At 59.3% G+C, this 23,088-nt stretch carries 22 protein-coding genes; 18 read left to right on the top strand and 4 right to left on the bottom strand.

Annotated features, from left to right (window positions below; all coding sequences use genetic code 11):
- Positions 1 to 27 precede the first annotated feature (27 nt).
- Both BM079_RS01575 and lolD read left to right on the top strand, forming a co-directional pair.
- Positions 28 to 1,269, top strand: coding sequence for a lipoprotein-releasing ABC transporter permease subunit (locus BM079_RS01575; protein WP_090130143.1), 1,242 nt, complete (start codon positions 28 to 30; stop codon positions 1,267 to 1,269).
- Positions 1,262 to 1,981: a lipoprotein-releasing ABC transporter ATP-binding protein LolD gene (lolD, locus tag BM079_RS01570; RefSeq protein WP_245742781.1), complete on the top strand. Its 720-nt coding sequence runs from the start codon at positions 1,262 to 1,264 to the stop codon at positions 1,979 to 1,981. Before BM079_RS01575 ends, lolD begins: the two co-directional genes overlap by 8 nt.
- 84 nt (positions 1,982 to 2,065) lie before the next feature.
- On the opposite strand, the gene BM079_RS01565 is transcribed toward lolD, so the two are convergent.
- Both BM079_RS01565 and BM079_RS01560 read right to left on the bottom strand, forming a co-directional pair.
- Entirely contained in the window at positions 2,066 to 2,863 is a 798-nt protein-coding gene (locus BM079_RS01565; protein ID WP_090130759.1) for an SDR family NAD(P)-dependent oxidoreductase, read from the bottom strand.
- A 131-nt stretch (positions 2,864 to 2,994) separates the two neighbouring features.
- Entirely contained in the window at positions 2,995 to 3,516 is a 522-nt protein-coding gene (locus tag BM079_RS01560; RefSeq protein WP_090130141.1) for a DUF2062 domain-containing protein, read from the bottom strand.
- Positions 3,517 to 3,682: 166 nt separating this feature from the next.
- Between BM079_RS01560 and BM079_RS01555 the strand changes: the two genes are divergently transcribed.
- From BM079_RS01555 to murB, 7 genes are all read left to right on the top strand, one after another.
- Positions 3,683 to 5,896: a DNA internalization-related competence protein ComEC/Rec2 gene (locus BM079_RS01555; protein ID WP_175489556.1), complete on the top strand. Its 2,214-nt coding sequence runs from the start codon at positions 3,683 to 3,685 to the stop codon at positions 5,894 to 5,896.
- A gap of 112 nt (positions 5,897 to 6,008) precedes the next feature.
- A complete protein-coding gene (msbA, locus tag BM079_RS01550; protein WP_090130137.1) occupies positions 6,009 to 7,763 on the top strand; it encodes a lipid A export permease/ATP-binding protein MsbA in 1,755 nt (584 codons plus the stop codon).
- Positions 7,764 to 7,787: 24 nt separating this feature from the next.
- Positions 7,788 to 8,771, top strand: a complete 984-nt coding sequence (gene lpxK / locus BM079_RS01545; protein ID WP_090130135.1) for a tetraacyldisaccharide 4'-kinase — start codon at positions 7,788 to 7,790, stop codon at positions 8,769 to 8,771.
- Positions 8,772 to 8,785: 14 nt separating this feature from the next.
- Positions 8,786 to 8,995 carry a Trm112 family protein gene (locus tag BM079_RS01540; RefSeq protein WP_090130133.1) on the top strand — a complete coding sequence of 70 codons (210 nt, stop codon included), beginning with the start codon at positions 8,786 to 8,788 and terminating at the stop codon, positions 8,993 to 8,995.
- Positions 8,992 to 9,771: a 3-deoxy-manno-octulosonate cytidylyltransferase gene (gene kdsB, locus BM079_RS01535; RefSeq protein ID WP_090130131.1), complete on the top strand. Its 780-nt coding sequence runs from the start codon at positions 8,992 to 8,994 to the stop codon at positions 9,769 to 9,771. The genes BM079_RS01540 and kdsB overlap by 4 nt, the downstream gene beginning before the upstream one ends.
- Positions 9,768 to 10,247, top strand: a complete 480-nt coding sequence (locus BM079_RS01530) for a low molecular weight protein-tyrosine-phosphatase (protein ID WP_175489555.1) — start codon at positions 9,768 to 9,770, stop codon at positions 10,245 to 10,247. The genes kdsB and BM079_RS01530 overlap by 4 nt, the downstream gene beginning before the upstream one ends.
- Positions 10,247 to 11,254, top strand: coding sequence for a UDP-N-acetylmuramate dehydrogenase (murB, locus tag BM079_RS01525; RefSeq protein WP_090130129.1), 1,008 nt, complete (start codon positions 10,247 to 10,249; stop codon positions 11,252 to 11,254). Before BM079_RS01530 ends, murB begins: the two co-directional genes overlap by 1 nt.
- 82 nt (positions 11,255 to 11,336) lie before the next feature.
- On the opposite strand, the gene rne is transcribed toward murB, so the two are convergent.
- Positions 11,337 to 14,993: a ribonuclease E gene (gene rne / locus BM079_RS01520; protein WP_217639617.1), complete on the bottom strand. Its 3,657-nt coding sequence runs from the start codon at positions 14,991 to 14,993 to the stop codon at positions 11,337 to 11,339.
- 563 nt (positions 14,994 to 15,556) lie between these two features.
- Here rne and BM079_RS01515 point away from each other — a divergent pair.
- Genes BM079_RS01515 through BM079_RS01505 form a run of 3 tightly spaced genes read left to right on the top strand, consistent with a single transcriptional unit; the run spans position 15,557 to position 18,250 of the window.
- A complete protein-coding gene (locus tag BM079_RS01515) occupies positions 15,557 to 16,495 on the top strand; it encodes an RluA family pseudouridine synthase (RefSeq protein WP_090130128.1) in 939 nt (312 codons plus the stop codon).
- Positions 16,496 to 16,554: 59 nt separating this feature from the next.
- Positions 16,555 to 17,247, top strand: coding sequence for an HAD-IA family hydrolase (locus BM079_RS01510; RefSeq protein ID WP_090130126.1), 693 nt, complete (start codon positions 16,555 to 16,557; stop codon positions 17,245 to 17,247).
- Positions 17,240 to 18,250 carry a S49 family peptidase gene (locus BM079_RS01505; protein ID WP_090130124.1) on the top strand — a complete coding sequence of 337 codons (1,011 nt, stop codon included), beginning with the start codon at positions 17,240 to 17,242 and terminating at the stop codon, positions 18,248 to 18,250. Before BM079_RS01510 ends, BM079_RS01505 begins: the two co-directional genes overlap by 8 nt.
- Positions 18,251 to 18,288: 38 nt before the next feature.
- Here the strand turns inward: BM079_RS01505 and BM079_RS01500 are convergent, their stop codons facing one another.
- Positions 18,289 to 18,873, bottom strand: a complete 585-nt coding sequence (locus tag BM079_RS01500; protein ID WP_090130122.1) for a Maf family protein — start codon at positions 18,871 to 18,873, stop codon at positions 18,289 to 18,291.
- 140 nt (positions 18,874 to 19,013) lie between these two features.
- On the opposite strand from BM079_RS01500, the gene BM079_RS01495 reads away from it, so the two are divergent.
- The 6 genes from BM079_RS01495 (at position 19,014) to acpP (ending at position 22,953) form a co-directional block, all read left to right on the top strand.
- On the top strand, positions 19,014 to 19,541 hold the full coding sequence (locus tag BM079_RS01495; protein WP_090130753.1) for a YceD family protein: 528 nt from the start codon (positions 19,014 to 19,016) through the stop codon (positions 19,539 to 19,541).
- A gap of 38 nt (positions 19,542 to 19,579) precedes the next feature.
- Positions 19,580 to 19,756 carry a 50S ribosomal protein L32 gene (rpmF, locus tag BM079_RS01490; protein ID WP_090130120.1) on the top strand — a complete coding sequence of 59 codons (177 nt, stop codon included), beginning with the start codon at positions 19,580 to 19,582 and terminating at the stop codon, positions 19,754 to 19,756.
- Between the two features lie 12 nt (positions 19,757 to 19,768).
- Complete coding sequence (plsX, locus tag BM079_RS01485; protein ID WP_090130118.1) at positions 19,769 to 20,779, top strand: phosphate acyltransferase PlsX; 1,011 nt, start codon at positions 19,769 to 19,771, stop codon at positions 20,777 to 20,779.
- A 98-nt stretch (positions 20,780 to 20,877) separates the two neighbouring features.
- The gene (fabD, locus tag BM079_RS01480; protein WP_090130116.1) at positions 20,878 to 21,834 is read left to right on the top strand and encodes an ACP S-malonyltransferase; all 957 of its coding nucleotides are present in this window, start codon (positions 20,878 to 20,880) and stop codon (positions 21,832 to 21,834) included.
- A 51-nt stretch (positions 21,835 to 21,885) separates the two neighbouring features.
- Positions 21,886 to 22,626 carry a 3-oxoacyl-ACP reductase FabG gene (fabG, locus tag BM079_RS01475; RefSeq protein ID WP_090130115.1) on the top strand — a complete coding sequence of 247 codons (741 nt, stop codon included), beginning with the start codon at positions 21,886 to 21,888 and terminating at the stop codon, positions 22,624 to 22,626.
- Positions 22,627 to 22,719: 93 nt separating this feature from the next.
- Positions 22,720 to 22,953, top strand: coding sequence for an acyl carrier protein (gene acpP / locus BM079_RS01470; RefSeq protein WP_019951639.1), 234 nt, complete (start codon positions 22,720 to 22,722; stop codon positions 22,951 to 22,953).
- Positions 22,954 to 23,088 lie beyond the last annotated feature (135 nt).

Below are 23,088 nucleotides of genomic sequence, written 5' to 3'. Positions count from 1 at the left end.
CTCCTGTCACTGGACTCCAGGCCAATAATGCTTGATCGAATTCCCTTCCTGATCGGGCTTCGCTATACGCGAGCCAAGCGGCGCAATCACTTCATCTCCTTTATCTCGCTGACCTCGATGCTCGGCCTGACGCTGGGCGTGGCAGTACTGATTCTGGTGCTCTCGGTGATGAACGGCTTTGACCATGAGCTGAGAACGCGCGTACTGGGCATGGTCCCGCATACCCGTATCGAGGCGCAAAACGGCGTTAACGACTGGCGCGCGCTGGCGGAGCAGCTGCAGCGACATGATCATGTCGTGGGCGCAGCGCCCTATATCGAACAACAGGGCATGTTTTCCTCCAACGGTCAGACGCAGGGCGCGATGATCGAAGGCATTCTGCCCGATGCCGAGGAAAAGGTGTCCATTATTGGTAATCACATGGTGGGGGGCGATCTGGCCTCCCTTCAGCAGGGGACCTGGAACGTTGTGCTCGGCAGCACCCTGGCGCGAAACCTTGGCGTCGGGCTGGGAGATAGCGTGACCCTGCTGGTCCCCGAGGCCTCCATTACACCGGGTGGTGTTTTCCCACGGCTGAAGCGTTTTACCGTTTCCGGTCTTTTTCAGGTGGGGGCGCAGCTTGACGGCAATCTCGCCTATACGAGCCTTGGTGACATGAAAACCCTGGCGCGACAGCAAGGGGAGGCTCAGGGCATACGCCTGAAGCTTGATGATCTCTTTCAGGCGCACAGCGTTACCCGCGAGATCATCAACTCGATGCCGCCCGGTTACCGCGGGATTGACTGGACCTACACCCAGGGCAATCTCTTCCAGGCCATTCAGATGGAAAAACGCATGATCGGTTTGCTGCTGATGGTGATTGTGGCTGTCGCGGCGTTCAATATCGTCTCGACCCTGGTCATGGTGGTGACCGACAAGCACGCCGACATCGCCATCCTGCGCACGCTGGGTGCCACGCCGGGCTCGATCATGGGCATTTTCATGGTACAGGGCATTACCATCGGCATTATCGGTATTGCGCTGGGTGTTCTGGCTGGTATCGGACTGGCGCTGTCGATTGCCGATATCATCAGCTGGGTCGAGTCGGTGTTCGGCATTCAGTTTTTGGACCCCAACGTCTATTTCATCAGCTATCTCCCTTCACGTCTTGAATTTTCGGACGTTATGGTCGTGACCGGTGTGGCGTTGCTGCTGAGTTTTCTGTCGACCCTCTATCCGGCGTGGCGCGCTGCGCGGGTACAACCGGCCGAGGTACTGCGCTATGAGTAGTCAATATGATGCGAGCGTGATGGAGCGTGACAACATGCTGGAGTGTCGCGGGCTGACCCGGGTCTATCAGGAAGGCCCACAGGATCTGACCGTGCTGGATCATCTGGAGCTGACGGTAGCTGCCGGTGAGCGCATTGCAGTGGTCGGCAGCTCCGGCAGCGGCAAGACCACGCTGCTCAACCTTCTCGGCGGGCTGGATCGCCCGACCCAGGGAGAAATCCTGATCGGCGGCCGTTCCATCAAGGGGCTTTCCGAGGCCGCCATTGGTCGGTTTCGCAATCAGCACATCGGTTTTGTCTATCAGTTTCACCATCTGCTGGCCGAGTTCACGGCACTGGAAAACGTATCGATGCCGCTGATCATTCGCGGGCAGAGTCGTAGAGAGGCGGCCGAAAGGGCCAGCGCGCTGCTGGAAAGGGTGGGCATGGCGGCGCGTGGTGAACACAAACCGGGGGAACTTTCCGGGGGTGAACGCCAGCGAGTGGCGATTGCTCGTGCGCTGGTCACGGACCCGAGTCTGGTATTGATGGACGAACCGACCGGCAACCTGGATCAGGTCACGGCCCGCCAGATTCTGGATCTGATGGATGAAGTGGCCGAGCGCTCTCGCAGCGCCTTTGTGGTCGTGACCCACGACATGGCCATCGCCCGGCATCAGGATCGAGTGCTGCGTCTGGACAAGGGGCAGCTGGCGCCCGATGTCATGACCTGATGAGCCCCTGTGCCGGCGTTAAAAGGGCCCGTCAGCATGGCTGACGGGCCCTTCGTCGTCTGGCGCCGGTGTGTTTGCTGATAATCAGTTCTGAACGGACATCACTGCGCCGCCATCCACGCGAATGTTGGCGCCGCTGATGAACGAGGCGCGTTCGGAGACGACCAGTGCGATGGCGGCAGCAACTTCTTCAGGCTGTCCGCGACGCTTGAGCTTGATGCCGGGGCGCTCTTCTTCGAGGAAGCTTTCTACTGCCTCGTCAAAGGAGCAGCTGTTCTCTGTTGAGCGTTTTTCCATCATGCCGTCGGTCATGGGGGATTCGATAAACGCAGGGGACACGGTGTTGCAGAGAATGCCGTGTTCCGCCTCGCCATAGGCCAGATTCTTGACGAAGGTGGCCAGTGCTGCCTTGGAGACGTTGTAAACGGCTTCATCCCAATAGGGCTGCACGGCGTTTTCGGAGGTAATGCAGACGAAGCGCCCCCAGCCCTTGTCACGCATGGCAGGGAAGGTGGCGCGTGCCATGCGCACTGCAGACATGAAGTTGATCTGCCAGGTGTCGGCGTAGTCCTCGTCCTTCATTTCGAGAGGGTGGCCCTTGGCTCCGGTAATGCCGGCCGTATGGACCACGATATCGATGGTGCCGAAATGCTCAAGGGCTGCCCGGGCCAGCGCATCGACATCTTCCTGTTTGGTAATGTCGGCCTTGTGGCAGATCACTTCGGTATCCAGCGCTCTGGCGTCCTTTTCCAGCTGCTCGATGTCCATATCGGACAGAACGAGCCTTGCGCCCTCATTGGCCAGTTCTCTGGCGGCAGCGAGGCCCAGGCCTCCCTTGGCGCCGGTAATAATGGCAACGCGGTTGGTGATTCCAAGATCCATGGTGTCGGCTTCCGTGTCGATGCAGGATGAATGTGCCCATGAAACGGGCTGAATCAACATAGTTTAAAAGTCGACAGGGAGAAATGTTGATCCTGGTCGAAAGGCCGGTACTGCAGGCTATTCGAGAGCGCTCAGCGCGGGCGGCGGTGCTGGCGACGCTTGCGCCAGACGCGAAGGATATGCCAGCGCCAGCATAGGCGCGTCAAGATGTTCGCTACGATGCCGATAACGAGGGCGCAGGCCAGTGATCCAATGATCAGCGATGGCATCATGTCGATCAATTGATTGGCAAACCAGCTGACGCTGACCTCATCGGGCAGGGCGCGGGGCGGGGTCTGCAGGATCCAGGCTCCTGCCCGATAGGTGACATAGAAGACCACGGGCATGGTCAGGGGATTGGTCAGCCATACCAGCGCCAGTGCCAGCGGTAGATGCCCACGCAGCCACCAGGCTCCGATGGCGGCCACCAGCATCTGCCCGGGAATCGGAAGCAGGGCGCAAAATAGCCCCACCGACATGCCATTGGCAATGCTTCGCCGCGTCACCAGCCAGAGTGCGGGATTACCAAGTAACGGATGAATCAGTCGGAGCGATTTCTGGCGCCGAATGGCCTCCGGGTCCGGCAGATAACGTTGGATCAATTGGCGCAGCATCAGGCAGCGTCCAGACAAAGCGATGCTGTCATTATCCCTGAACCCGGGAGGTTAGGAAAATTTTTCTGAATACCATGAGCGCACTGTGCCTGTTCGCCGTGAATTGATCGACGGTGTCAAAGGTATACGTCTTGCGCTGCCGTGTCTTGCCGCCTGCGCTGGTGCCGTGCTGATTCATCTCCCTTCGGAGCGCTGGGTCTGGGCTCTGGCGCTTTTCTGGTTGATGGGCGCTGCGCTTTGCCATCGTCTGTGGCTGCTCATGGCCCTGGCGCTGACCGTCACGCTCTGTCATGGCCTTTCTCAGCGGCCGGAGCCACTGGCAGATGGCCTGGCCCGGCAGGAGGTGACGCTCAGGGGACGTATCGTGTCGATTGAACATCTGGAGGGGCGAGCCAGGCTGAGCCTTGCAGTCTCTGACTGTCAGAGTGAGCCCGGCCTGCCGCGCTGTCATCGGCTCAAAAACGTTCGTCTTGACTGGTATCGAGCCCCGGCGCTTGAAAGAGGGGACCGCTGGCAGCTGGTGGCGCGTTTGAAGCCGCCCCACGGCTTTCTCAATCCGGGGCGATTTGACTATGGGATCTGGCTGATCGATCAGGGCTTTGGTGCCACCGGCTACGTTCGCGATCCGGACAGCGCCGTGCGTCTTCAGAAGGGGCGTGGGGCGGCATGGAGCGAGCGCTGGCTATCCTCCCGAGTGGACGACGATTTTACCCGACGCTGGCTAAAGGCCCTGACGCTGGGGGATGGTGGGGCGCTCGAGTCATCACAGTGGGCATTGCTCAGAGAGACCGGGACGACGCATCTGGCCGTGATTTCGGGCCTGCATGTGGGCCTTGTCTCGGGCTGGGTACTGTTGTTCGGACGTTTTCTGGCGCGTCTTTTTCAACCTCGCTGCTGGCGCATGGTGCTCTGGCCCTGGTGGATGGCGGGTCTGGCTGCGGTGGCATATTCAGGTCTGGCGGGGTTTGCACCGCCGGCCGTGCGCGCTGCCATCATGACGCTGGTGGCGCTCTGGACCGCCAGCGGCCGTCACTCTCCCGGCGTGTGGCAGGCGTGGTGGCTGGCGCTTTTGATCGTCATCATGACCACGCCGCTGTCGCTGCTGCGTCCGGGGCTTTGGCTCTCGTTTGGCGCCGTTGCCGTGCTCATACTGGCCTGGCGCTGGCGGGAAAAGCCGCTATGGTGGCAGGCCATCCTGCGAAGCCAGATGCTGCTGAGTCTGGCGACCGGTGCTGCCACGCTGCTGGTATTCGAGCAGCTGGCGGGCCTTTCCTTTCTGATCAATCTTGTCGCCATTCCCTGGGTGTCCATGATCATGGTGCCTCTGGCACTGCTGGGCTGGCTGTTCTCTCCGGTGCCTCGGGCTGGAGACGCGCTGTGGTGGCTGTTCGGGCAGGCTGCTCATCTTTTCGAGGCGGCGCTGGATCAAGTGCGACAGTGGCAGCCCCAGTGGCAACCTTCGACCGAGCAGATATGGCCGCTGGCCGTTATGGCCTTTCTGGTCTGCCTGATCTGGCTGCTGCCGGGGCTTGCGCGGATATGGCGGCTTGTTGCCAGCCTCATGGCGGTCACCCTGTGTCTGGGGGCCGGCCATACGACAGTGCTTCACAGCGGCGAGCTGTCGCTGGTGGTTCATGACGTCGGACAAGGACAGCTGATCGACATTCATACGGCCAGTGGACGCTGGCTTTATGATACCGGTCCACGCTCCCGATCGGGGTTCATGGCCATCACCACGCTCTGGGATGACCCACAGCACTTTGATGGCGTCATTGTGTCGCATGGTGATCTGGATCACGCTGGTGGCGTGCCCATTCTCAAAACGCTCCATCAGGTGGAACGCTGGTGGGCGCCGCTGCCTGATACCATTGATGTTGATGCCATTACGCCCTGTCGTGCCGGGGCGTCGTGGCGAGTCGACGGGATCAGCTTTACCTTCCTGTGGCCGCGCAGCACGGCCACCATGCCGGCAGCCGAGAACGATCACTCCTGCGTGCTGCTGATTGAAAGCGCCCATCACCGCTTTCTGATTACCGGCGATGCAGGGCAGGACGTTGAAACCCGGATTGTTGCCCACTATCAGGACCCTGTCGACGTGCTTGTGGCCGGTCACCATGGCAGCCACGGCAGCTCTTCACAGCGCCTGGTGGACATTCTGAGGCCGGCACGCGTGATCTATAGCGCCGGCTATCTCAACGCCTATGGGCACCCCGCTGATCGGGTGGTTCGACGGTTTCGTCGCGCGGGAGGCTGTCAATGGAATACGGCCATCGATGGTGCCATCGCGCTCACCAGCAGCGCGTCCGGCGTGGGTGTCAAACCCTCGCGTGTGGTCAGCGGTGTCGAACGGTGTCGACCTGGGTTAGAATCCGCCCGGTGATTGCCCGGGGGCAGTCTTCGATCATGAACGGTGGCGGGTCATCAGCGTTTCTGGCGCTGTCAGCACCCTGACATGTTAACCCGCTATCGCCCTCAGCCAGGCAGGAGAGCCCGTGAAGTCAAACGCCAGTCTGACGCTGTATGCCCGTCTGCTGACCTATGTAAAGCCTTTCTGGAAGGCCTTTGCAATTGCGCTGATCGGCAACGCCATCTATGCAGGGTCCAGTACGCTCATGGCCCGTATCATGGAGTTTCTGACGGACGGTATACAAAATCCCGATGCCGATTTTCGTCAGGCGTTGCCTCTGATGATCATCGGCATCTTTATCGCCCGAGGATTTGGCACCTTTCTGGGCACCTATGGCATGGAATACGTCGCGCGTAACGTGGTCCACCGCCTGCGGGTATCGGTCTTTGATCAGATGCTTCATCTGCCGGGACGCTTTTACGACGAAAACAGCGGCGGCCATCTGATCTCGCGCGTGACCTATCATGTGGAGCAGGTCACGGGGGCCGCCACCAAGGCGCTCAACGTCGTGCTGCAGGAAGGCATGCTGGTACTGGGACTGACGATCTATCTATTCTGGGTCAACTGGAGGCTGATGCTGATCTTCATCGCGGTAACGCCGTTGATCGGCTTTGTCGTCGCCTGGTGCAGCAAGCGTTTTCGCAAGCTGTCGCGTCGCATCCAGAAATCGGTCGGGGAGGTCACGCATGTGGCGTCCGAGACCATTACCGGCTACCGCGTGGTGCGTACACACGGTGCCGAGCAGCATGAATATAATCGCTTTAACCGTGCCAGCGAATATAACCGCGATCAGGGCCTGAAGGAGGCGCTGACCAAGGCCATCAGTGCGCCGGTCATCCAGACCCTGGTTGCCGTGTCGCTGGCGCTGCTGGTATGGCTGGCGCTGGCGCCCGAGCTTCTGGGCAACATGAGTGCTGGTCAGTTCATCGGTTTTATTACCGCTGCCAGCATGATCATCAAACCCATTAAATCGCTGACGGAAATCAACGGCGTCATTCAAAAGGGGCTGGCCGCTGCTCAGGAGCTGTTCGAGCTGATGGACAGGCCGCGTGAGCCGGACAACGGTACCCATGATCCAGGGCGCGTTCAGGGGCGGGTGCGCTTTGAAGAGGTGCGCTTTCGCTATGGCAGTGATCTGCCGGACGTACTCAAGGGCGTCAGCCATGATGTTCAGGCCGGCGAGATGATCGCGCTGGTCGGTCGCTCGGGGAGCGGCAAGAGTACCATGATGAACATGCTGCCGCGTTTTTATGACGCCACGGGCGGTCGGATCTGTATCGATGATGTCGATGTGCGCGACTATTCGATGCATGCCCTGCGTCGTCAGATTGCGCTGGTGACCCAGAACGTTACGCTGTTCAATGCCACCATCGCCGAGAACATCGCCTATGGCATCAGCAACGCATCGCGTGAGGACGTCATCGCGGCGGCCAGAGCAGCCTACGCGGATGAGTTCATCGAGAGACTGGCACAGGGGTTTGACACTCTGGTGGGAGACAACGGTGTCATGCTCTCCGGCGGGCAGCGACAGCGCATCGCCATCGCGCGAGCCATTTTCAAGGATGCCCCTATTCTGGTACTCGACGAGGCAACCTCGGCGCTGGATACGGAATCGGAGCGCTACATCCAGCAGGCCCTGGAGAAGGTCTGTGAGGGTCGCACCACCTTTGTTATTGCCCATCGACTGTCGACTATTGAACAGGCCGATCGCATTCTCGTCATGGATAACGGCGAAATCATCGAGTCGGGCAGTCACTCGACCCTGCTGGCCAGAGACGGAGCCTATGCCGCACTGCATCGCATTCAGTTCAGCGAGGAGCGCAGCAATGTACCGGTGTGAACGCCCGCTGGGGACAAAGGGCCGATGAAGCGTCTTGAGAAGGCCTGGTACAGCAGTGCGCGCTGGCCGAGTATGCTGACGCCACTTGAAGCGCTGTACAAGAGCGTGGTGGCTCGCCGCCGCCGGGCCTATCAGAGCGGCCGACGTCTGATCTGGTCGTCTCCGGTACCGGTGATTGTCATTGGCAATATCACGGTCGGGGGGACCGGCAAGTCGCCGCTGACGGCGTGGCTTGGTCGCTGGCTGCAGGAACAGGGCTGGCAGCCGGGCATTATTTCACGTGGTTACGGCGGGCATGCGCCGCGCTATCCCTTTTACGTCACTGAAGACAGCGACGTGGCCCATGCCGGAGATGAGCCGGTGATGCTGGCCCAGCAGACACAGCTGCCCGTCGTGGTTGACCCGAATCGGCCCCGGGCGGCGCGCAAGCTGATCGCGGCAGGCTGCGATATCCTGCTGTCGGATGACGGTCTGCAGCATCATGCGCTGGGGCGGGATATCGAACTGGTTGTGGTTGATGGCATGCGCGGATTTGGCAATTGTCGCTGTCTGCCGGTCGGGCCCTTGCGTGAACCGCTGTCCCGTCTGTGTGAAGTCGATGCCGTGATCTCCAACGGCGTCCTGCAGACACCGGAAAGTGCTGCACAATATGGCATGTCACTGGTGCCCAGTGCCTGGCGTCATCTCAACGACGGCGTTTGCTATAGTATCGAGGCTCGCCCCTTTGATGGGCGCGTGCACGCCATTGCCGGCATCGGTAATCCGCAGCGTTTTTTCAAAACACTCGAGACGCTGGATGTGTCGTTCGATCAGCATCCGTTACCCGACCATCACCGGTTTTCGGCACAGGATGTACGCTTTGCCGACAATCGACCCGTCGTCATGACGGCCAAGGACGCGGTGAAATGCCGTCCCTTCGCCAATGAACGGTGCTGGTCACTGGATATTGAGGCCTGCCCTGAACCCGCGCTGATCGAGTGGCTGGCAGGGCGTCTCGCAACCCTTTGATGCAGGAGATAAAAATGGATCAGGAACTGCTGGCCATGCTGGTGTGTCCCGAAAGCGGTGGAAAGCTGGAGTACAATCGCGACACCGGTGAACTTCTGTGTCGCGAAAGCGGGCTGGCCTATCCCGTCATGGATGGGATCCCCGTCATGATCGCTGGTCGTGCCCGTCGGCTGAATGTCGAAGAGGCGCTGGGTAAATCACAGGGAACATCGGCTGCGTCATGAGTCAGGACTTCACCGTCGTCATTCCGGCCAGGTTTGCTTCACAGCGCCTGCCCGGCAAGCCGCTTGTGGACATCGCCGGCAGACCCATGATCGAACACGTATGGCAGCGTGCCATGGCGTCAGGCGCCGAGCGTGTCCTGATCGCCACCGACAGCGAGCAGATTGCTACCGTTGCCAAAGGGTTTGGTGCCGACGTGGTCATGACCCATGAAGATCATGTCAATGGTACGTCACGCCTGACGGAAGTCGTCGACAGGCTCGAACTTGCCGATAACGCCTGTATTGTCAACGTCCAGGGGGATGAACCACTGCTGCCCAGCCCGTTGATCGATCAGGTGGCAGCGTCGCTCAGAGATGATGAAAGCGCTGCCATGGCAACGCTTGCCGAGCCGATTGCTGATCGCGCCACCCTGATGCGCTCCAGTGTGGTCAAGGTGGTGTGCAGCCAGCAGGGGCGCGCGCTCTATTTTTCAAGAGCCCCTATCCCCTGGGATCGCGACCGCTTTGACAGCTCTGTCGATCAGCAGAGTCACGAACTCGGGCAAGGCTGGTACCGACACATCGGCATCTACGCCTATCGCGCATCCTTTCTGCGCGATTATCAACACTTGCCGGTAGCGCCCGTCGAGGCCTGCGAACAGCTCGAACAGCTCCGGGCGCTTTATCACGGCTATGCCATCTCCGTTGGCGTTGCCTCCGAGCAGTACCCGGCCGGCGTGGATACGCCGGAGGATCTGGCGCGCGTACGTGAGTGGCTGGCAAGGAGATCGGATTGATTCGAGTCCTGTTTGTCTGCCTTGGGAACATCTGTCGCTCTCCCATGGCAGAAGGTTTTTTCCGTCAAATGCTCGAGCAGTCCGGCCTGGAGGCTCGAATTGAAACGGATTCCTGTGGTGTGGGGGATTATCACGTTGGAGAGCCCCCTGATCCGAGAGCCATACGTGAAGCGCGTCAGCGCGGCGTCGATATTGGCAGTCTGCGCGGTCGCGTGATCCGCCCCGACGATTTTGACCGTTTCGATCATGTTCTCTGCATGGATGGCAGCAACCTTGAGGCGCTGAGACGGATGGTGCCCAACGGTGCTCATGCTCATGTCGGACTGCTCATGGACTTTGCTGAAGAGAACGCCGGCGAGGAAGTTGGTGATCCCTATTTCGGCAGTACCGATAGTTTTGAGCAGGTCGCTGATCAGATCGCCGCCGGCTGTCGTGGGCTGCTCGAGCAGCTCCAGCGCAGGGATATCCAGGGTTGATGATCGAGCGCGACGTTTCGCTGAAGTCCTGTAACACGCTCGGATTCGAGGCCAGCGCCCGGGCTCTGGCCGAGGTCGATTCGCTGTGTGCGCTTCACCGCTTGCTGAAGGTGAACGGACACGGTCGCCACCGCCATATCATGGCGCTGGGCGGGGGCAGTAATGTTGTCATGAAACCCTGCATCGATGCGCTGGTCGTACGCTACACCGGACAGCGCATCTGGCAGGAAGCCATCAACGCTACCGAGTCGCTCTGGCATGTAGAGGCCGGCGTGAACTGGCATGCGCTGGTCGATCAGACGACCGCTGCCGGCTGGTGGGGTATCGAAAATCTGGCGCTGATTCCGGGGTCGACGGGTGCTGCTCCCATCCAGAATATTGGCGCCTACGGTTGTGACATCAGTGACGTGATCGAGAGCGTGCATGTGATGCACATTGATGACGGGCGCTACGAGATCATCGAGCGATCACGATGTGACTTCGGCTATCGACACAGCATTTTCAAGACGACGCTGGCCGGCAGAGTCATCGTGATCAGGGTAGTGCTGAGACTTGACCTTAAGGGCAGGCCACGCACCGGTTACGGCGATCTTGCACGACATGTCACCGATACGTCATCCCCGGCCGAGGTGGCTGCCGCGGTGGCGGCGATTCGGCGCGAAAAGCTGCCCGATCCGGCTGTGCTGGGCAACGCCGGCAGCTTTTTCAAAAATCCCGTCGTGCCGACCGAGCGGGCGGAGCGGTTTTTGTCGCAATGGCCCGATATGCCGGTATGGAAGACGGCTCAGGGTACCAAGCTGGCGGCCGGATGGTTGATTGATCAATGTGGCTGGAAGGGCGTTCGTGACCAAAATGTTGGCGTTCATCGTCATCAGGCACTGGTGCTGGTCCATTACGGTGGTGGCAGCGTCAATGATCTTCTGGCGCTGGCCGAACGTATTCAGCACTCGGTAGAAGCGCGTTTTGGCGTCACACTTGAAATGGAACCCGGCGTTATCGGGCAATAGCTTTCGACAACCTTCCTTGAGCTCAAATCAAAAGGGCCCACTCCAATGGAGTGGGCCCTTTCCTTTGAAAGCAGGTCCGGCGTTACTCGCCGGAGGACTGCTGGTTTTCCCGCTGCTGCTGGCGACGACGCTCACGCGGATCATTGTGAGCACGTCGGCGCTGACGAGGCTGGGCCGAGGCTTCATCCGATGAGTCGGTACTCTGCGGTTCAGCGCTATCGGTTGTCACCTTGTCAGCGGTCTTTCTGGCGGCGGTGTCTGCTGTCTTGCGAGCATTGCCGGTCTGTTCGGCGGACTCCCCTGAGGAAGGCCTGGGGGTCGATTTGCCGGTGTCAGCCGGAGTAGCCGATGGGCTAGTCTCGCTGGCGGCAGCGTTATCGGCAGCATGGTCCGATGTTGAATCAGCATCGGACGATGTGGCGCTCCTTGCCGCCGACTTTTCCGCACTCCTGTCGCGCGTGGTCACACTCTGTTTGTTGATGTCACGCGCGGGGGCGTCACTGGAAGCACGGTCTCTGACGGATCCCCTGGCGTCATGGGCGACCAGATGCGGCTGTTCGCGCGGCGTGGCCTCACTGGCCTCGGGCGCTACGCCTTTCTGCGCCTTTTGGGCATCTTCTCTGCCTTCGACAGGCGCAGTATCCGCAGCATCATTTGACGATGGTTTGTCAGAGCGCTTTTCGGACTTGCCGGCATCTACCTCGGTGCCTTTGGTCGTTTCGGTCGAGGCGCGCTTTTCATCCTTTTTGCCGGCATCGCCGACAGCCGGTTTTTTAGCGGCGGCCGCTGCAGCGCCTGCGATAGCCTTGTCGCCTGCAGCCTCCTTGCTGGAAGCCTTCTGCCCGGTCGAGTCGTTTCTGGACTCGGTCGTGGGTTCAGATGCCGCAACAGGGGCGTCTTCTGCGCTGGCAGACCTGCCGGTTTTGGATTCCTGCTGATCCGGAGTGGTTTCGGACGATGCAGATTCACGACCGAAGGTAGCGCTGACCGACTTGCGCGCCGTACCGGAAGCCGCAGGGGCTTTTTTATCGCTGGCAGAGTCTTGCCTGTCAGCAGTAGGTGCCTTTTCGTCAGAAGTCGTCGGCTTTTGCTCGTAAGCGGGCGTGACGTCACTAGTATCAGCGGCCTTTTTCGGCGTAGACGTGCTATCCGAAGGGGAGGTCGGCGCCTTTGAGGCCTTGCCGGCCTTTTCGGCAGACGCTGCCTCACTGGTAGATGTTGAGGCGTTATCGCGACGCTGTGTGGCGTCAGCAGCGGCCGCATCTCCGGACTGACCGGCTTCTGCCTGCAGACGTTCCTGCTCGGCAACCGCTTCCGGGTTCAAGGCCTGCTTGCGGCTACGCTGGCGCGGGTTGTTGCGGGTACGACGAGGCTTGCCGCTATCGTCACTCTGGGACTGGGTAGACGAAGACGACGTACGTTCGTTCTGAGCGCTGTCCACTTTGGTCTGTGCGTCAGCAGCGGGCTTTTGTCGATCGCCATCATCGCGCGTTTTTTCAGCGCCCTTGTCGTTCGATACGCTCTGCTGATGCTTGTCATTGCGATCAGACGTGTTGTTGTCGCCCCTGGACGTGGATCCACCCTGTGTGCGCTTGTCGGCGCGATCAGAGGCGTTGTTATCACTTCTGGAGGCCGAACCACTGTTCTGACGCTTGTCGCCGCGCTCGCTGCTGACGTTATCGCTCTTGTCCTGCTGGCGCCTGTCGTTACGGCTGCCGGCGCCGTCACTCTTTTCGGAGTCACGCGAGGGGCGGTCACGACGGGTCCTGTCGTCGCGCCCCTTGTCCGATGAGGTACGTTTGTCGTTGCGGCCGTTCCTGTTGCCGGCACTGTCGTCGCGTTTCGTGTCATCGCGTCTTGTGCTGTCGCGACGATTGTTGCGTTGATCACCGCTGTTCGAAGAGGACTTCTGCGCCTCGCGAGCTGCGTTGTCCTGAGTCGAGGACTGCGGTTTTTCTTCACGTGCGGCCGGTCGGGTGTTTTCCTTGCCGGAAGGGGCGCTACTGGCAGTACTCTGCTGCTGCTGGCTGCTTTCCTCGCTGCCCATCAGGCGGTTGAAGCCTTTCATGAGGCGGCTCAAAAAACCTGATGGCTCTTCGTTGACCGGTGTGGCCACCGGTTCCGGTGCCGGCGTGCGGTGCGCCACGGAGCGTACGGCCGCTTCGGTGCGCTTGACCGGCTTGCGATAGGTTTCGCTTTCGTCTTCCGGCGCTTCGAAGTCGTCCGACAGTTCAAAACTCGAGCGTCCGGCTTCTTCAGGATCAACCTGATCGTCACGGTAGCGCTGAACGTCGTAATGAGGTGTTTCAAGCTCGGGCTGCGGCAGCAGCATGACGCGAACACCCTGGCGACGTTCAATGTCGGTGAGCACGTTGCGCTTTTCATTGAGCAGGTAGGTGGCAACCGGTACCGGCAGCATGGCGCGAATCTGGGAGCTGCGGTCCTTCATCGCTTCTTCTTCGATCAGGCGCATGATCGACAGTGACAGCGAGCGAACGTCACGAATGGTGCCCTGACCGTTGCAGCGCGGGCAGACCACGCCACTGGTTTCACCCAGCGATGGGCGCAACCGCTGGCGCGACATTTCCATCAGACCGAAGCGGGAAATACGTCCGATCTGCACGCGGGCGCGATCAAGCTTCAGGGCATCGCGGACGCGGTTTTCAACTTCACGCTGGTTGCGCGCCGGCGACATGTCGATGAAATCGATGACCACCAGGCCGCCGATATCGCGCAGGCGCAGTTGACGGGCAATTTCGTCGGCAGCTTCAAGATTGGTCTGAAGGGCGGTTTCCTCAATATCGCCGCCCTTGGTGGCACGCGAGGAGTTGATGTCGATGGATACCAGCGCTTCGGTATGATCAATAACGACCGAGCCACCCGAGGGCAGTTTGACTTCGCGCTCGTAGGCCGTCTCGATCTGCGATTCGATCTGAAAGCGCGAGAAGAGGGGAACGTCGTCGTTATACAGCTTGATCTTCTGTTGATACGACGGCATGACCTGCTTGACGAAGTTGAGAGCTTCCTCGTGCACGTCGCCGTGATCGATCAGCACCTCGCCAATATCCTGGCGCAGGTAGTCGCGCATGGCGCGAATGATCACGTTGGATTCGCGATAAATCAGAAACGGTGCCGAGCGCTTGCCGGCTTCTTCGGTAATGGTCTCCCAGACCTGTACGAGATAGTCCAGATCCCACTGAAGCTCTTCACTGGAGCGGCCGATACCCGCCGTGCGCACGATCACGCCCATCTTCTCGGGCATGGTGAGCTGGCTCATGGCTTCCTTGAGCTCGGTACGCTCATCACCTTCGATGCGACGCGAGATGCCGCCGGCTCTGGGGTTGTTGGGCATCAGGACCAGAAAGCGTCCGGCCAGGCTGATAAAGGTGGTCAGTGCCGCGCCCTTGTTGCCGCGCTCTTCCTTGTCCACCTGGACAATGACTTCCTGACCTTCCTTGATGACTTCACGAATATTGGGCCGACCGTTGCCGGAAGGTTCCTTTGAAAAATACTCGCGCGAAATTTCCTTGAGCGGCAAAAAGCCGTGACGGTCGGCGCCAAAATCGACAAAGGCAGCCTCGAGGCTGGGTTCAACCCGGGTGATTCGACCGCGATAGATGTTGGCCTTTTTTTGTTCCCGGGCACCGGATTCGATGTCGAGGTCGTAAAGTCTTTGGCCGTCGACCAGCGCGACTCTCAGCTCTTCGGGCTGAGTCGCGTTGATAAGCATGCGTTTCATATTGTCTCACTGACTGAGCGTACCGCTAAACAAATGCCGTGCCACAGCCGTTATCAACTCATGCGGTTGATGGTCTGTAGCGCCGGACATCGGTGCAGCCGAATCGCGGGCCAGAGTGTTTGTGCTCAGCGCATGTCTACAAGTATGTTTCAATTCCTCGGGCGTCATAACGACGTGCCCTGGAAAGGCTTCATGATCATGTTGAGTACGTGACTGCCTGAAGACATGTCGCGGCAGCATGGTTGCTTAACCGGTCTTCCAGTAGGGCGGTCACACCTGATGGCCATCGAGTCGACAGCACCGGCTTTCGGCACGGAAATGGTTGATCCCGTGATGCAAGATCCGGGTACTTCTCATACTGCCAGGTGCCGGATTTATCTCATCCGACGACTGTTCTGTTGCTTCGGCCTGCGTGTCATCTGGTGCAGACGCTGTCAGGTCCATTAGACCTTAAGGAAGCTCCCGGAATATAACAGTAAACCCTGGTGCCCACAATCGGGGCCACCGCCGCATTATTTCGCTACAATGCCGGCCCTTGCAGCAGGTAATTAGAGGAAGTGGACATGGCCGAGGGGCGCGGGGTTCAGTGGCTGGACATCGATGAACATCATGATGGACAGCGGCTGGACAATTTTCTTCTTGCCCATCTCAAGGGGGCGCCCCGCACGTTGATCTATCGCATTATTCGCCGTGGTGAAGTGCGTATCAACGGCGGGCGTGGCAAGGCCAATCGACGTCTGGTGCAGGGCGATCGTGTGAGAGTGCCGCCACTGCGATTGACGCCTCAGGAAGCCGTGCAGGAGGTCAGCGACAACCTGCGCAAGGTCATTGAAGGCAGTCTTCTGCGTGAAACCCCGGACTGGATGGCTTTCAACAAGCCTTCGGGACTTGCCGTTCATGGCGGCAGCGGGGTCAGGATCGGGCTGATTGAAGCTCTGCGCCAGATACGTGATGACCTGCCTTATCTGGAACTGGTCCATCGAATTGATCGCGATACCTCGGGATGTCTGCTGGTCGCAAAGTCCCGTGATGCGCTCAATTTTCTCTCCAATGAGCTGCGCCACCATCAAATGCAAAAGCGCTATCTGGCGCTGGTGGAAGGGGGCTGGTCCAATCATTGTCGAGAGGTGAACGCCCCCCTGCTGCGTTTTGAGCTGCCAAACGGCGAACGACGCGTGCGAGTAGACGACAATGGCAAAAAATCAAAAACACGCTTCACACTGATTGAGTCCCTGCAAGGTACCTCATTGATTGAAGCCGAGCCCGTAACGGGGCGTACCCACCAGATCAGGGTGCATGCGGTGCATGCCGGTCATCCACTGCTGGGCGATAGCAAATATGGCAGCACAAGGGGCGAAAAACTGGCCGCCCGCTGCGATCTGTCCCGCCTGTTTCTACATGCCCGGACACTTGGATTTACCGATCCAGTCTCACGGAAGAGCGTTCAGCTTCATGCGCCTTTGAGCGATGACCTGCAGCGCGTACTGGCACGTCTGCGCTAGTACTGCTGGTCCTGCATAACAGCAATACCCTGAAGGTGTAAAAAAGGAGTACGGCAGCGATGCGCTATCGCCTGATGATTTTTGACTGGGATGGCACGCTCATGGATTCGGCGGATCGAATCGTGGACTGTATGCAGCGTGCCGCTATCGATGTCGGCTGGTCTGCACTGAGTCGGGAGGCGGTACTCGATATCATCGGCCTTGGTCTACCCGAGGCGATAGCAAGGCTGTGCCCGTGCATTGATGGCGCACAGGCGGAACAGCTGCGCCAGCGCTATGCCCATCATTTTGTAACGGCCGAGCGTGAAGGGCCGGCTCTGCCATTTTTTGCCGGTGTGGAAGAGGGCATCGCTCGGTTAAGGGCAATGCCGGATGTCAAACTTGCCGTTGCCACCGGCAAGAGTCGCCGGGGGCTTGATCGTATTTTTGCCGAGCGTGGCTGCGGACACTGGTTTGACGACAGTCGCACGGCCGACCTGACATGCTCGAAGCCCGATCCGCTCATGCTGACCGAGTTGCTGGATTCGCTGGAGGTTGCGCTTGAAGACGCCGTCATGATCGGGGACAGCGTGCATGACATGGGCATGGCGCAGGCGCTGGGCATGGATCGTGTGGCCGTTACCTGGGGGGTGCACAACGCCGATCAACTGGCTGATTTCGCGCCTGTGCGCGTGGTGGATGATGTTAACGAGTTAATGTCATGGCTGGAGATAACCGCCGGCCAGCATACAGGGAGCGGCGTGCATGAGTGATCGGGAAGATCGATGGACCGGGCGTGACATGGTCGACAGGGACGTGAAAGACGACAGCAATACCCGTGATGGTGTCTCCAGAGAAGCCGCCATGGAGCGATGGCTGCTTGAGATGGTGCGTGAGCAGCGCCGTAGCCGCCGCTGGAAGATTTTCTTTCGCCTGCTGTTCTGGACGTTCTGGATTGCGGTGGCAGCCGCCGTTTTTGTCATGATGACGGGTGACCGGGAGTCGATGACCGGCAGTCATATCGGCGTGGTCAAGGTGGATGGGGTGATCGACAGTCGCTCGCCCGCCAGTGCTGAAAGGGTGATTCGCGGTCTGGACAATGCCTGGCAGGGCGCCGACACGGCGGTCATCCTGCAGATCAATAGTCCCGGTGGCTCTCCGGTTCAGTCGCAGCGAATCTATGACGAGATTCGTCGTCTGCGCAGTACCGGTGACAAGCCGATTATCGCGGTCATTGAGGATATCGGAGCCAGCGGAGCCTACTACATTGCTTCTGCTGCAGATGAGATCCATGCGGCGCCGGCCAGTCTTGTGGGCTCCATCGGGGTGATCTATTCCGGGTTTGGCCTGCAGGGGGCGATCGACAAGCTGGGTGTCGAGCGTCGGGTCTTCACGGCCGGCGACAACAAGGACATGCTTGATCCTTTTCAGCCCGTTAGCGATGAACAACGGCGCTTCTGGCAGCATGTCCTTGATCAGACGCATAATCAGTTCATCAGCGCTGTCAAGGCCGGTCGTGGAGACCGCCTGTCCGATGATCCGGCACTTTTCTCGGGGCTGATATGGACCGGGGAAGAAGCCGTCGACAAGGGGTTAACGGACGGCCTCAAGAGCGTGGATGACATTGCACGTGACATGACCGGCAGCGCCGAAGTCACGGACTATACCCAAAGCGGTGATCCACTCGAGCAGCTCTCGCAGCATCTCGGTCGGGTAGCCGCTCAGTACCTGGGTATTGACTCTCATGCAGGGGAGTCACCCGTCCGACTGCGTTGAGTAAAGGGGCCGAAGGTTCTATCGCGCTCTGGATATGCTCATTTCAGCAGTGGGTTGACGCCGGCATCGCGCAGCAATCGACACAGCGTGATCAAGGGAAGCCCCATCAGGGCGCTGGGGTCGGTGGTCTCGACGCTGTCGAAAAGCGCCGTACCCAGTTGTTCCATATAAAAGCCGCCGGCGCTGTCGATGGCCGGCTCCTTTTCGAGATAGCCCTCTATTTCCTGCGCGCTCAGCGTTCTGATATCGACGCTTGTCAGATCGACATGGGTTGCGCAGTGATTGTGACGCGTATCCAGCAGTGCAAGGCCCGTCAGGAAGCTGACGCGGCGACCGGAGAAGCGTTGGAGCTGCTGACGGGCTGCGTCGATACCACCCGGTTTTCCCAAAAGTTCATTGTCGATGCTGGCGACCTGGTCGCTGCCGATGATCAGATGATCTGGATAGCGTTCAGCCAGGGCAAGGGCCTTTTCGCGCGATAGTCGCTCGGCCAGTACGGCAGGCGTTTCATGACGCCGTGGCGTTTCATCGATATCGGGAGCAGCATGGCAATAGGGCAGGCCGAGGCGATTCAGGAGCTCACGACGAGCGCCGGAACCGGATGCAAGAACAAGCAGGGGCATGATGACTCCTGAAAGGATGGTTTGAAAGGCGAATGGGGGACGTGTAACGGTGATTTAATATGAATGCCGGGAATCTCAAGGGCATCATTTGCAACAACTCTTTTGACACCTTCACGGACAATCCCTATTATTGCGCGCCTATGTCAACCACGCGACTACCCAAAACGGTCGAGCCCTATCGGCTTGCTGCCAGCGGCGAACATCTGGAGGGGAGTGTTACACTCTCTGCCATGCCTCGTATCGTCGATGTCATCGGTCGGCAGGAGGTTGAATGTCATGTCGTCATGACGTTCGATCTGGATGAACAGCGCCAGCATTACATTGAAGGCTCACTTGCCGCCGATGTTGAAATGCCCTGTCAGCGATGCCTGCAGCCCATGCCGGTTCATCTTGAAAGCACCTTTCTGCTTGGTATGGTGACCAGCGATGCGCTCGCAGCGACGCTGCCGGCACGTTACGAGCCGGTGCTCGTGGAAGACGAACATCTGGATCTGCTGCCGGTTGTCGAAGACGAGCTGCTTCTGACCCTACCGCAGGTGGTCTATCACGATGAAGCGGATTGCGCCGTTTCTCGCGATTCGCTGCAAAGCGGTGACGAAGCCGAGCAAGAAACGCCGGCGCGAGCCGATAACCCGTTCAGTGTGCTTCGTTCCCTGAAGGATCACTGAGTCATTTCTGACGTTACGTTATAACCGGAGACAACCCCATGGCTGTCCAACAGAATCGCAAGTCCCGTTCCAGGCGCGGTATGCGTCGTGCACACGATGCGCTGAGCAACCCGACCCTTTCTCAGGACAAGGAAACCGGTACGACCCATCGCCGTCACCACGTTGCACCGGATGGGTACTACCGTGGCCGCAAGGTCATCGACGTCGAAGAATAAATGATTCGGGCGATGACGCCCCTGCGTATCGCCATCGACGCCATGGGCGGGGACTACGGTCCCCGCGCTACCGTTTACGGAGCTGCACTTGCACTGGCACAAAGGCCGAATGCAGGTGTTACGCTTTATGGCAGGCGCCATCTTGTCGATGTTGAACTCGCCCGCTTGCCAGCCTCTCTTGTTCATGTTCATGACCGTATCGACATTGTCGAAGCCGGCGACTGCCTGCCCGGTGACATGACGCCTTCCCGTATCCTTCGTGATGTTTCTTCCGGCAGCCTTTATGCAAGCCTTGTTGCTCTGCAGAACGGTGAGGCCAGTGCCTGCGTGAGTGCCGAGCATACTGGTGCCATCATGGCGCTGGCACGGCGTGATGTCGGCATGCTTTCCTCGGTGACACGTCCCGCCATCAGCGCCGCCATCCCCACCGTGTCGCAAAGGCCCTGCTACATGCTTGATCTTGGCGCCAATGTGGATGCCAGGGCTGAGCATCTCGTGGATTTTTCCACCATGGGGGCGGCGATGGTCAGGCTCGTGGACAGGGTAGCATGTCCACGGGTAGGCCTTTTGAATGTGGGAACGGAGAGCGGGAAGGGAGAGCGCAGGGTGCGTGAAGCCGATGCAATGCTGCGCGCCAGCAGGCATCCGAACTTCGAATATGTCGGCTATGTGGAAGGAGATGCTCTTTTCAGTGGTCATACAGACGTTGCGGTCTGTGACGGCATGGTCGGCAACATTGCGCTCAAAAGCAGTGAAGGGTTGGCGCGTATGCTGGCGGGACGCCTGCAGGCAGGATTTCAGACCGGATTATATGCGCGTATGGTCGGACGACTGGCCGCTCCCGTATTGCGTCGCTTTCTGCAGGAGCTGGATCCCGTACGATACAATGGTGCCAGTTTTCTGGGGCTCAAGGCGACCGTGGTCAAGAGTCATGGCAGTGCACGGGCAGAAGGGTTCGCCTATGCTGTGCGCCGTGCCGTGGATGAGGCCGCAATGAATTTGCCGGACAGACTGATGACATAAGGTCGTTTTCGTATGGCGAAGTCGAAAGCAAGCCTGCATGATGGTGTTTATCAAGCTTCGCTTATTTAATCTTCAACGAGTTAGTACAGGTGAATCAGATGAGCAATGCCCTCGCCCTGGTCTTCCCCGGTCAGGGCTCTCAGCAGCTGGGCATGCTGCGAGAGCTCGCCGAACGCTATAGCGTGGTGCGAACGACCTTCGAGGAGGCTTCCGACGCGCTGGGTTACGATCTCTGGCATGTGACACAGGAAGGCCCCGAGTCGGCGCTCAATGCGACAGCCTGCACCCAGCCGGCGCTGCTGACCGCAAGCGTTGCCATCTGGCGTGTCTGGCAGGAGCTTGAAGGGCCACGTCCCACGACCATGGCCGGACACAGTCTCGGCGAATACAGCGCTCTGGTCTGTGCCGGTGCAATGAGTTTCGCCGATGGCGTTCGTCTGGTGCGTCTGCGAGGCGAAGCCATGCAGGAAGCCGTGCCGGCCGGTCAGGGAGGCATGGCGGCCATTCTCGGACTTGATGATGACGTCGTTGAGTCGGTCTGTGAACAGGCTGCGCAGGGCAGCGTTGTCTCCGCCGTCAATTACAATTCACCGGGACAGGTCGTGATCGCCGGAGAGAAAGCGGCGGTCGAGCGTGCCATCACCCTGTGTCAGGAGCATGGGGCACGTCGCGCCATGCCGCTGCCTGTTTCGGTACCGTCACACTGTGCGCTGATGAAGCCGGCGGCCGAGCGTCTTGAGCAGGCCATGGCCGATATCGATCTGCGTCAGCCGCGCTATCGTGTTATCCAGAATGTGGATGCCGCCTGGCATGATGATCTTGATACCATTAGAGCGTGTCTGGTGCAGCAGCTGTATCGCCCGGTGCTCTGGACGCGCTGCGTGGAAGCGCTAGCCGAGCAGGGCGCCAGCGTATTTATCGAATGTGGTCCGGGCAAGGTGCTGACAGGGCTTGGCAAGCGCATCACGCGCCAGAGTCGGGGGGTTGCGGTCAACGACCCCGAGTCACTTGCCGCCGGTATCGAGCTGGCAAAAGAGATGCCGGATAGCCATTAAAGGCATTTCAGGGTGCACCACAGGACATCAAGCCCAAAAGGGATAGCAAGCATGAGTGAAGCAAGAGTGGCACTGGTTACCGGTGCAACGCGCGGCATTGGTCAGGCCATTGCTCGTGAGCTGGGTCGACAGGGGCATACGGTCATCGGTACGGCCACCAGCGAAGACGGCGCGCGCCGCATCGACAACGATCTTGCCGCCCATTCGATCACCGGTGCCGGCATGGTGCTCAATGTGACCGACAGCGATGCCATCGAGCAGGTGCATAAAGAGATCGTTGAGCGTTTTGGTGCGCCCCTGGTTCTGGTCAACAATGCCGGTATTACTCGTGATAACCTGTTGATGCGCATGAAGGATAACGAGTGGGACGAGGTTCTGGATACCAACCTGACCTCGGTCTACCGTGTCTCGAAGGTCTGCATGAAAGCGATGACACGTGCGCGTTTTGGCCGCATCGTCAACATCAGTTCTGTCGTGGCAACACTGGGCAACGCTGGTCAGAGTAACTATGCTGCGGCAAAGGCCGGCATGGAAGGCTTTACCCGTTCACTGGCTCGTGAACTTGCCTCGCGCAATGTCACCGTCAATGCCGTGGCGCCGGGATTTATTGCCACCGACATGACCAGTGAGCTGCCGGAGAAACACAGAGAATCATTGCTGAATCAGATTCCGCTGTCGCGTCTGGGGCAACCCGAGGAGATTGCAGCAGCAGCGTGTTTTCTGACCAGCGATGTCGCCGGGTATATCACCGGTGAAACGCTGCATGTCAACGGCGGCATGAACATGCGCTAGAGCCGGCAAAGGACGTTGTTGCGTCCGGGAAAGACGGCCTATAAACTACCGCCAGTTTTGATCTGGCGACTCGTAAACCAGGAGTGATGATAAATGAGTACCATCGAAGAGCGCGTTAAAAAAGTTGTTGCCGAACGTTTGAACGTCAAGGAAGAAGAGATCCAGAACAGCTCTTCCTTCACTGAAGATCTGGGCGCCGACTCGCTCGACACCGTTGAACTGGTGATGGCTCTCGAAGAGGAATTCGACACTGAAATTCCCGACGAAGAAGCTGAAAAGATCACGACCGTTCAGGAAGCGATCGACTATATCGTTGCTCACCAGTAAGTTTTCGGCGCAATTCGGCCCCACCGGGCCGGGTTGACCTGTAAAGCCGCCCCATTCGGGAGCGGCTTTATTTTTAGATAATATTGACCGGCAGGCAGCGCGTGGTGCGTCGGTTCTTTCAAGCTGAATCATCAG

This window comes from Kushneria avicenniae, from assembly GCF_900112585.1.
GTDB classification, from domain to species: Bacteria; Pseudomonadota; Gammaproteobacteria; order Pseudomonadales; family Halomonadaceae; genus Kushneria; species Kushneria avicenniae.
Note: the sequence above shows the minus strand (reverse complement) of the source record. Positions and strands in the feature narration are given on the sequence as shown.

What these genes read in the sequence shown, in the direction of transcription:
- BM079_RS01540 (WP_090130133.1), top strand. Translation starts at nt 8,786, where the DNA reads ATGGATCAGGAACTGCTGGCCATGCTGGTGTGTCCCGAAAGCGGTGGA.
- BM079_RS01510 (WP_090130126.1), top strand. Translation starts at nt 16,555, where the DNA reads ATGCGCTATCGCCTGATGATTTTTGACTGGGATGGCACGCTCATGGAT.
- BM079_RS01515 (WP_090130128.1), top strand. Translation starts at nt 15,557, where the DNA reads ATGGCCGAGGGGCGCGGGGTTCAGTGGCTGGACATCGATGAACATCAT.
- plsX (WP_090130118.1), top strand. Translation starts at nt 19,769, where the DNA reads ATGACGCCCCTGCGTATCGCCATCGACGCCATGGGCGGGGACTACGGT.
- BM079_RS01565 (WP_090130759.1), bottom strand. Translation starts at nt 2,863, where the DNA reads ATGGATCTTGGAATCACCAACCGCGTTGCCATTATTACCGGCGCCAAG.
- BM079_RS01500 (WP_090130122.1), bottom strand. Translation starts at nt 18,873, where the DNA reads ATGCCCCTGCTTGTTCTTGCATCCGGTTCCGGCGCTCGTCGTGAGCTC.
- BM079_RS01495 (WP_090130753.1), top strand. Translation starts at nt 19,014, where the DNA reads ATGTCAACCACGCGACTACCCAAAACGGTCGAGCCCTATCGGCTTGCT.
- lolD (WP_245742781.1), top strand. Translation starts at nt 1,262, where the DNA reads ATGAGTAGTCAATATGATGCGAGCGTGATGGAGCGTGACAACATGCTG.
- murB (WP_090130129.1), top strand. Translation starts at nt 10,247, where the DNA reads ATGATCGAGCGCGACGTTTCGCTGAAGTCCTGTAACACGCTCGGATTC.
- kdsB (WP_090130131.1), top strand. Translation starts at nt 8,992, where the DNA reads ATGAGTCAGGACTTCACCGTCGTCATTCCGGCCAGGTTTGCTTCACAG.
- fabD (WP_090130116.1), top strand. Translation starts at nt 20,878, where the DNA reads ATGAGCAATGCCCTCGCCCTGGTCTTCCCCGGTCAGGGCTCTCAGCAG.
- BM079_RS01575 (WP_090130143.1), top strand. Translation starts at nt 28, where the DNA reads ATGCTTGATCGAATTCCCTTCCTGATCGGGCTTCGCTATACGCGAGCC.
- rne (WP_217639617.1), bottom strand. Translation starts at nt 14,993, where the DNA reads ATGAAACGCATGCTTATCAACGCGACTCAGCCCGAAGAGCTGAGAGTC.
- fabG (WP_090130115.1), top strand. Translation starts at nt 21,886, where the DNA reads ATGAGTGAAGCAAGAGTGGCACTGGTTACCGGTGCAACGCGCGGCATT.
- BM079_RS01505 (WP_090130124.1), top strand. Translation starts at nt 17,240, where the DNA reads ATGAGTGATCGGGAAGATCGATGGACCGGGCGTGACATGGTCGACAGG.
- rpmF (WP_090130120.1), top strand. Translation starts at nt 19,580, where the DNA reads ATGGCTGTCCAACAGAATCGCAAGTCCCGTTCCAGGCGCGGTATGCGT.
- lpxK (WP_090130135.1), top strand. Translation starts at nt 7,788, where the DNA reads ATGAAGCGTCTTGAGAAGGCCTGGTACAGCAGTGCGCGCTGGCCGAGT.
- BM079_RS01560 (WP_090130141.1), bottom strand. Translation starts at nt 3,516, where the DNA reads ATGCTGCGCCAATTGATCCAACGTTATCTGCCGGACCCGGAGGCCATT.
- acpP (WP_019951639.1), top strand. Translation starts at nt 22,720, where the DNA reads ATGAGTACCATCGAAGAGCGCGTTAAAAAAGTTGTTGCCGAACGTTTG.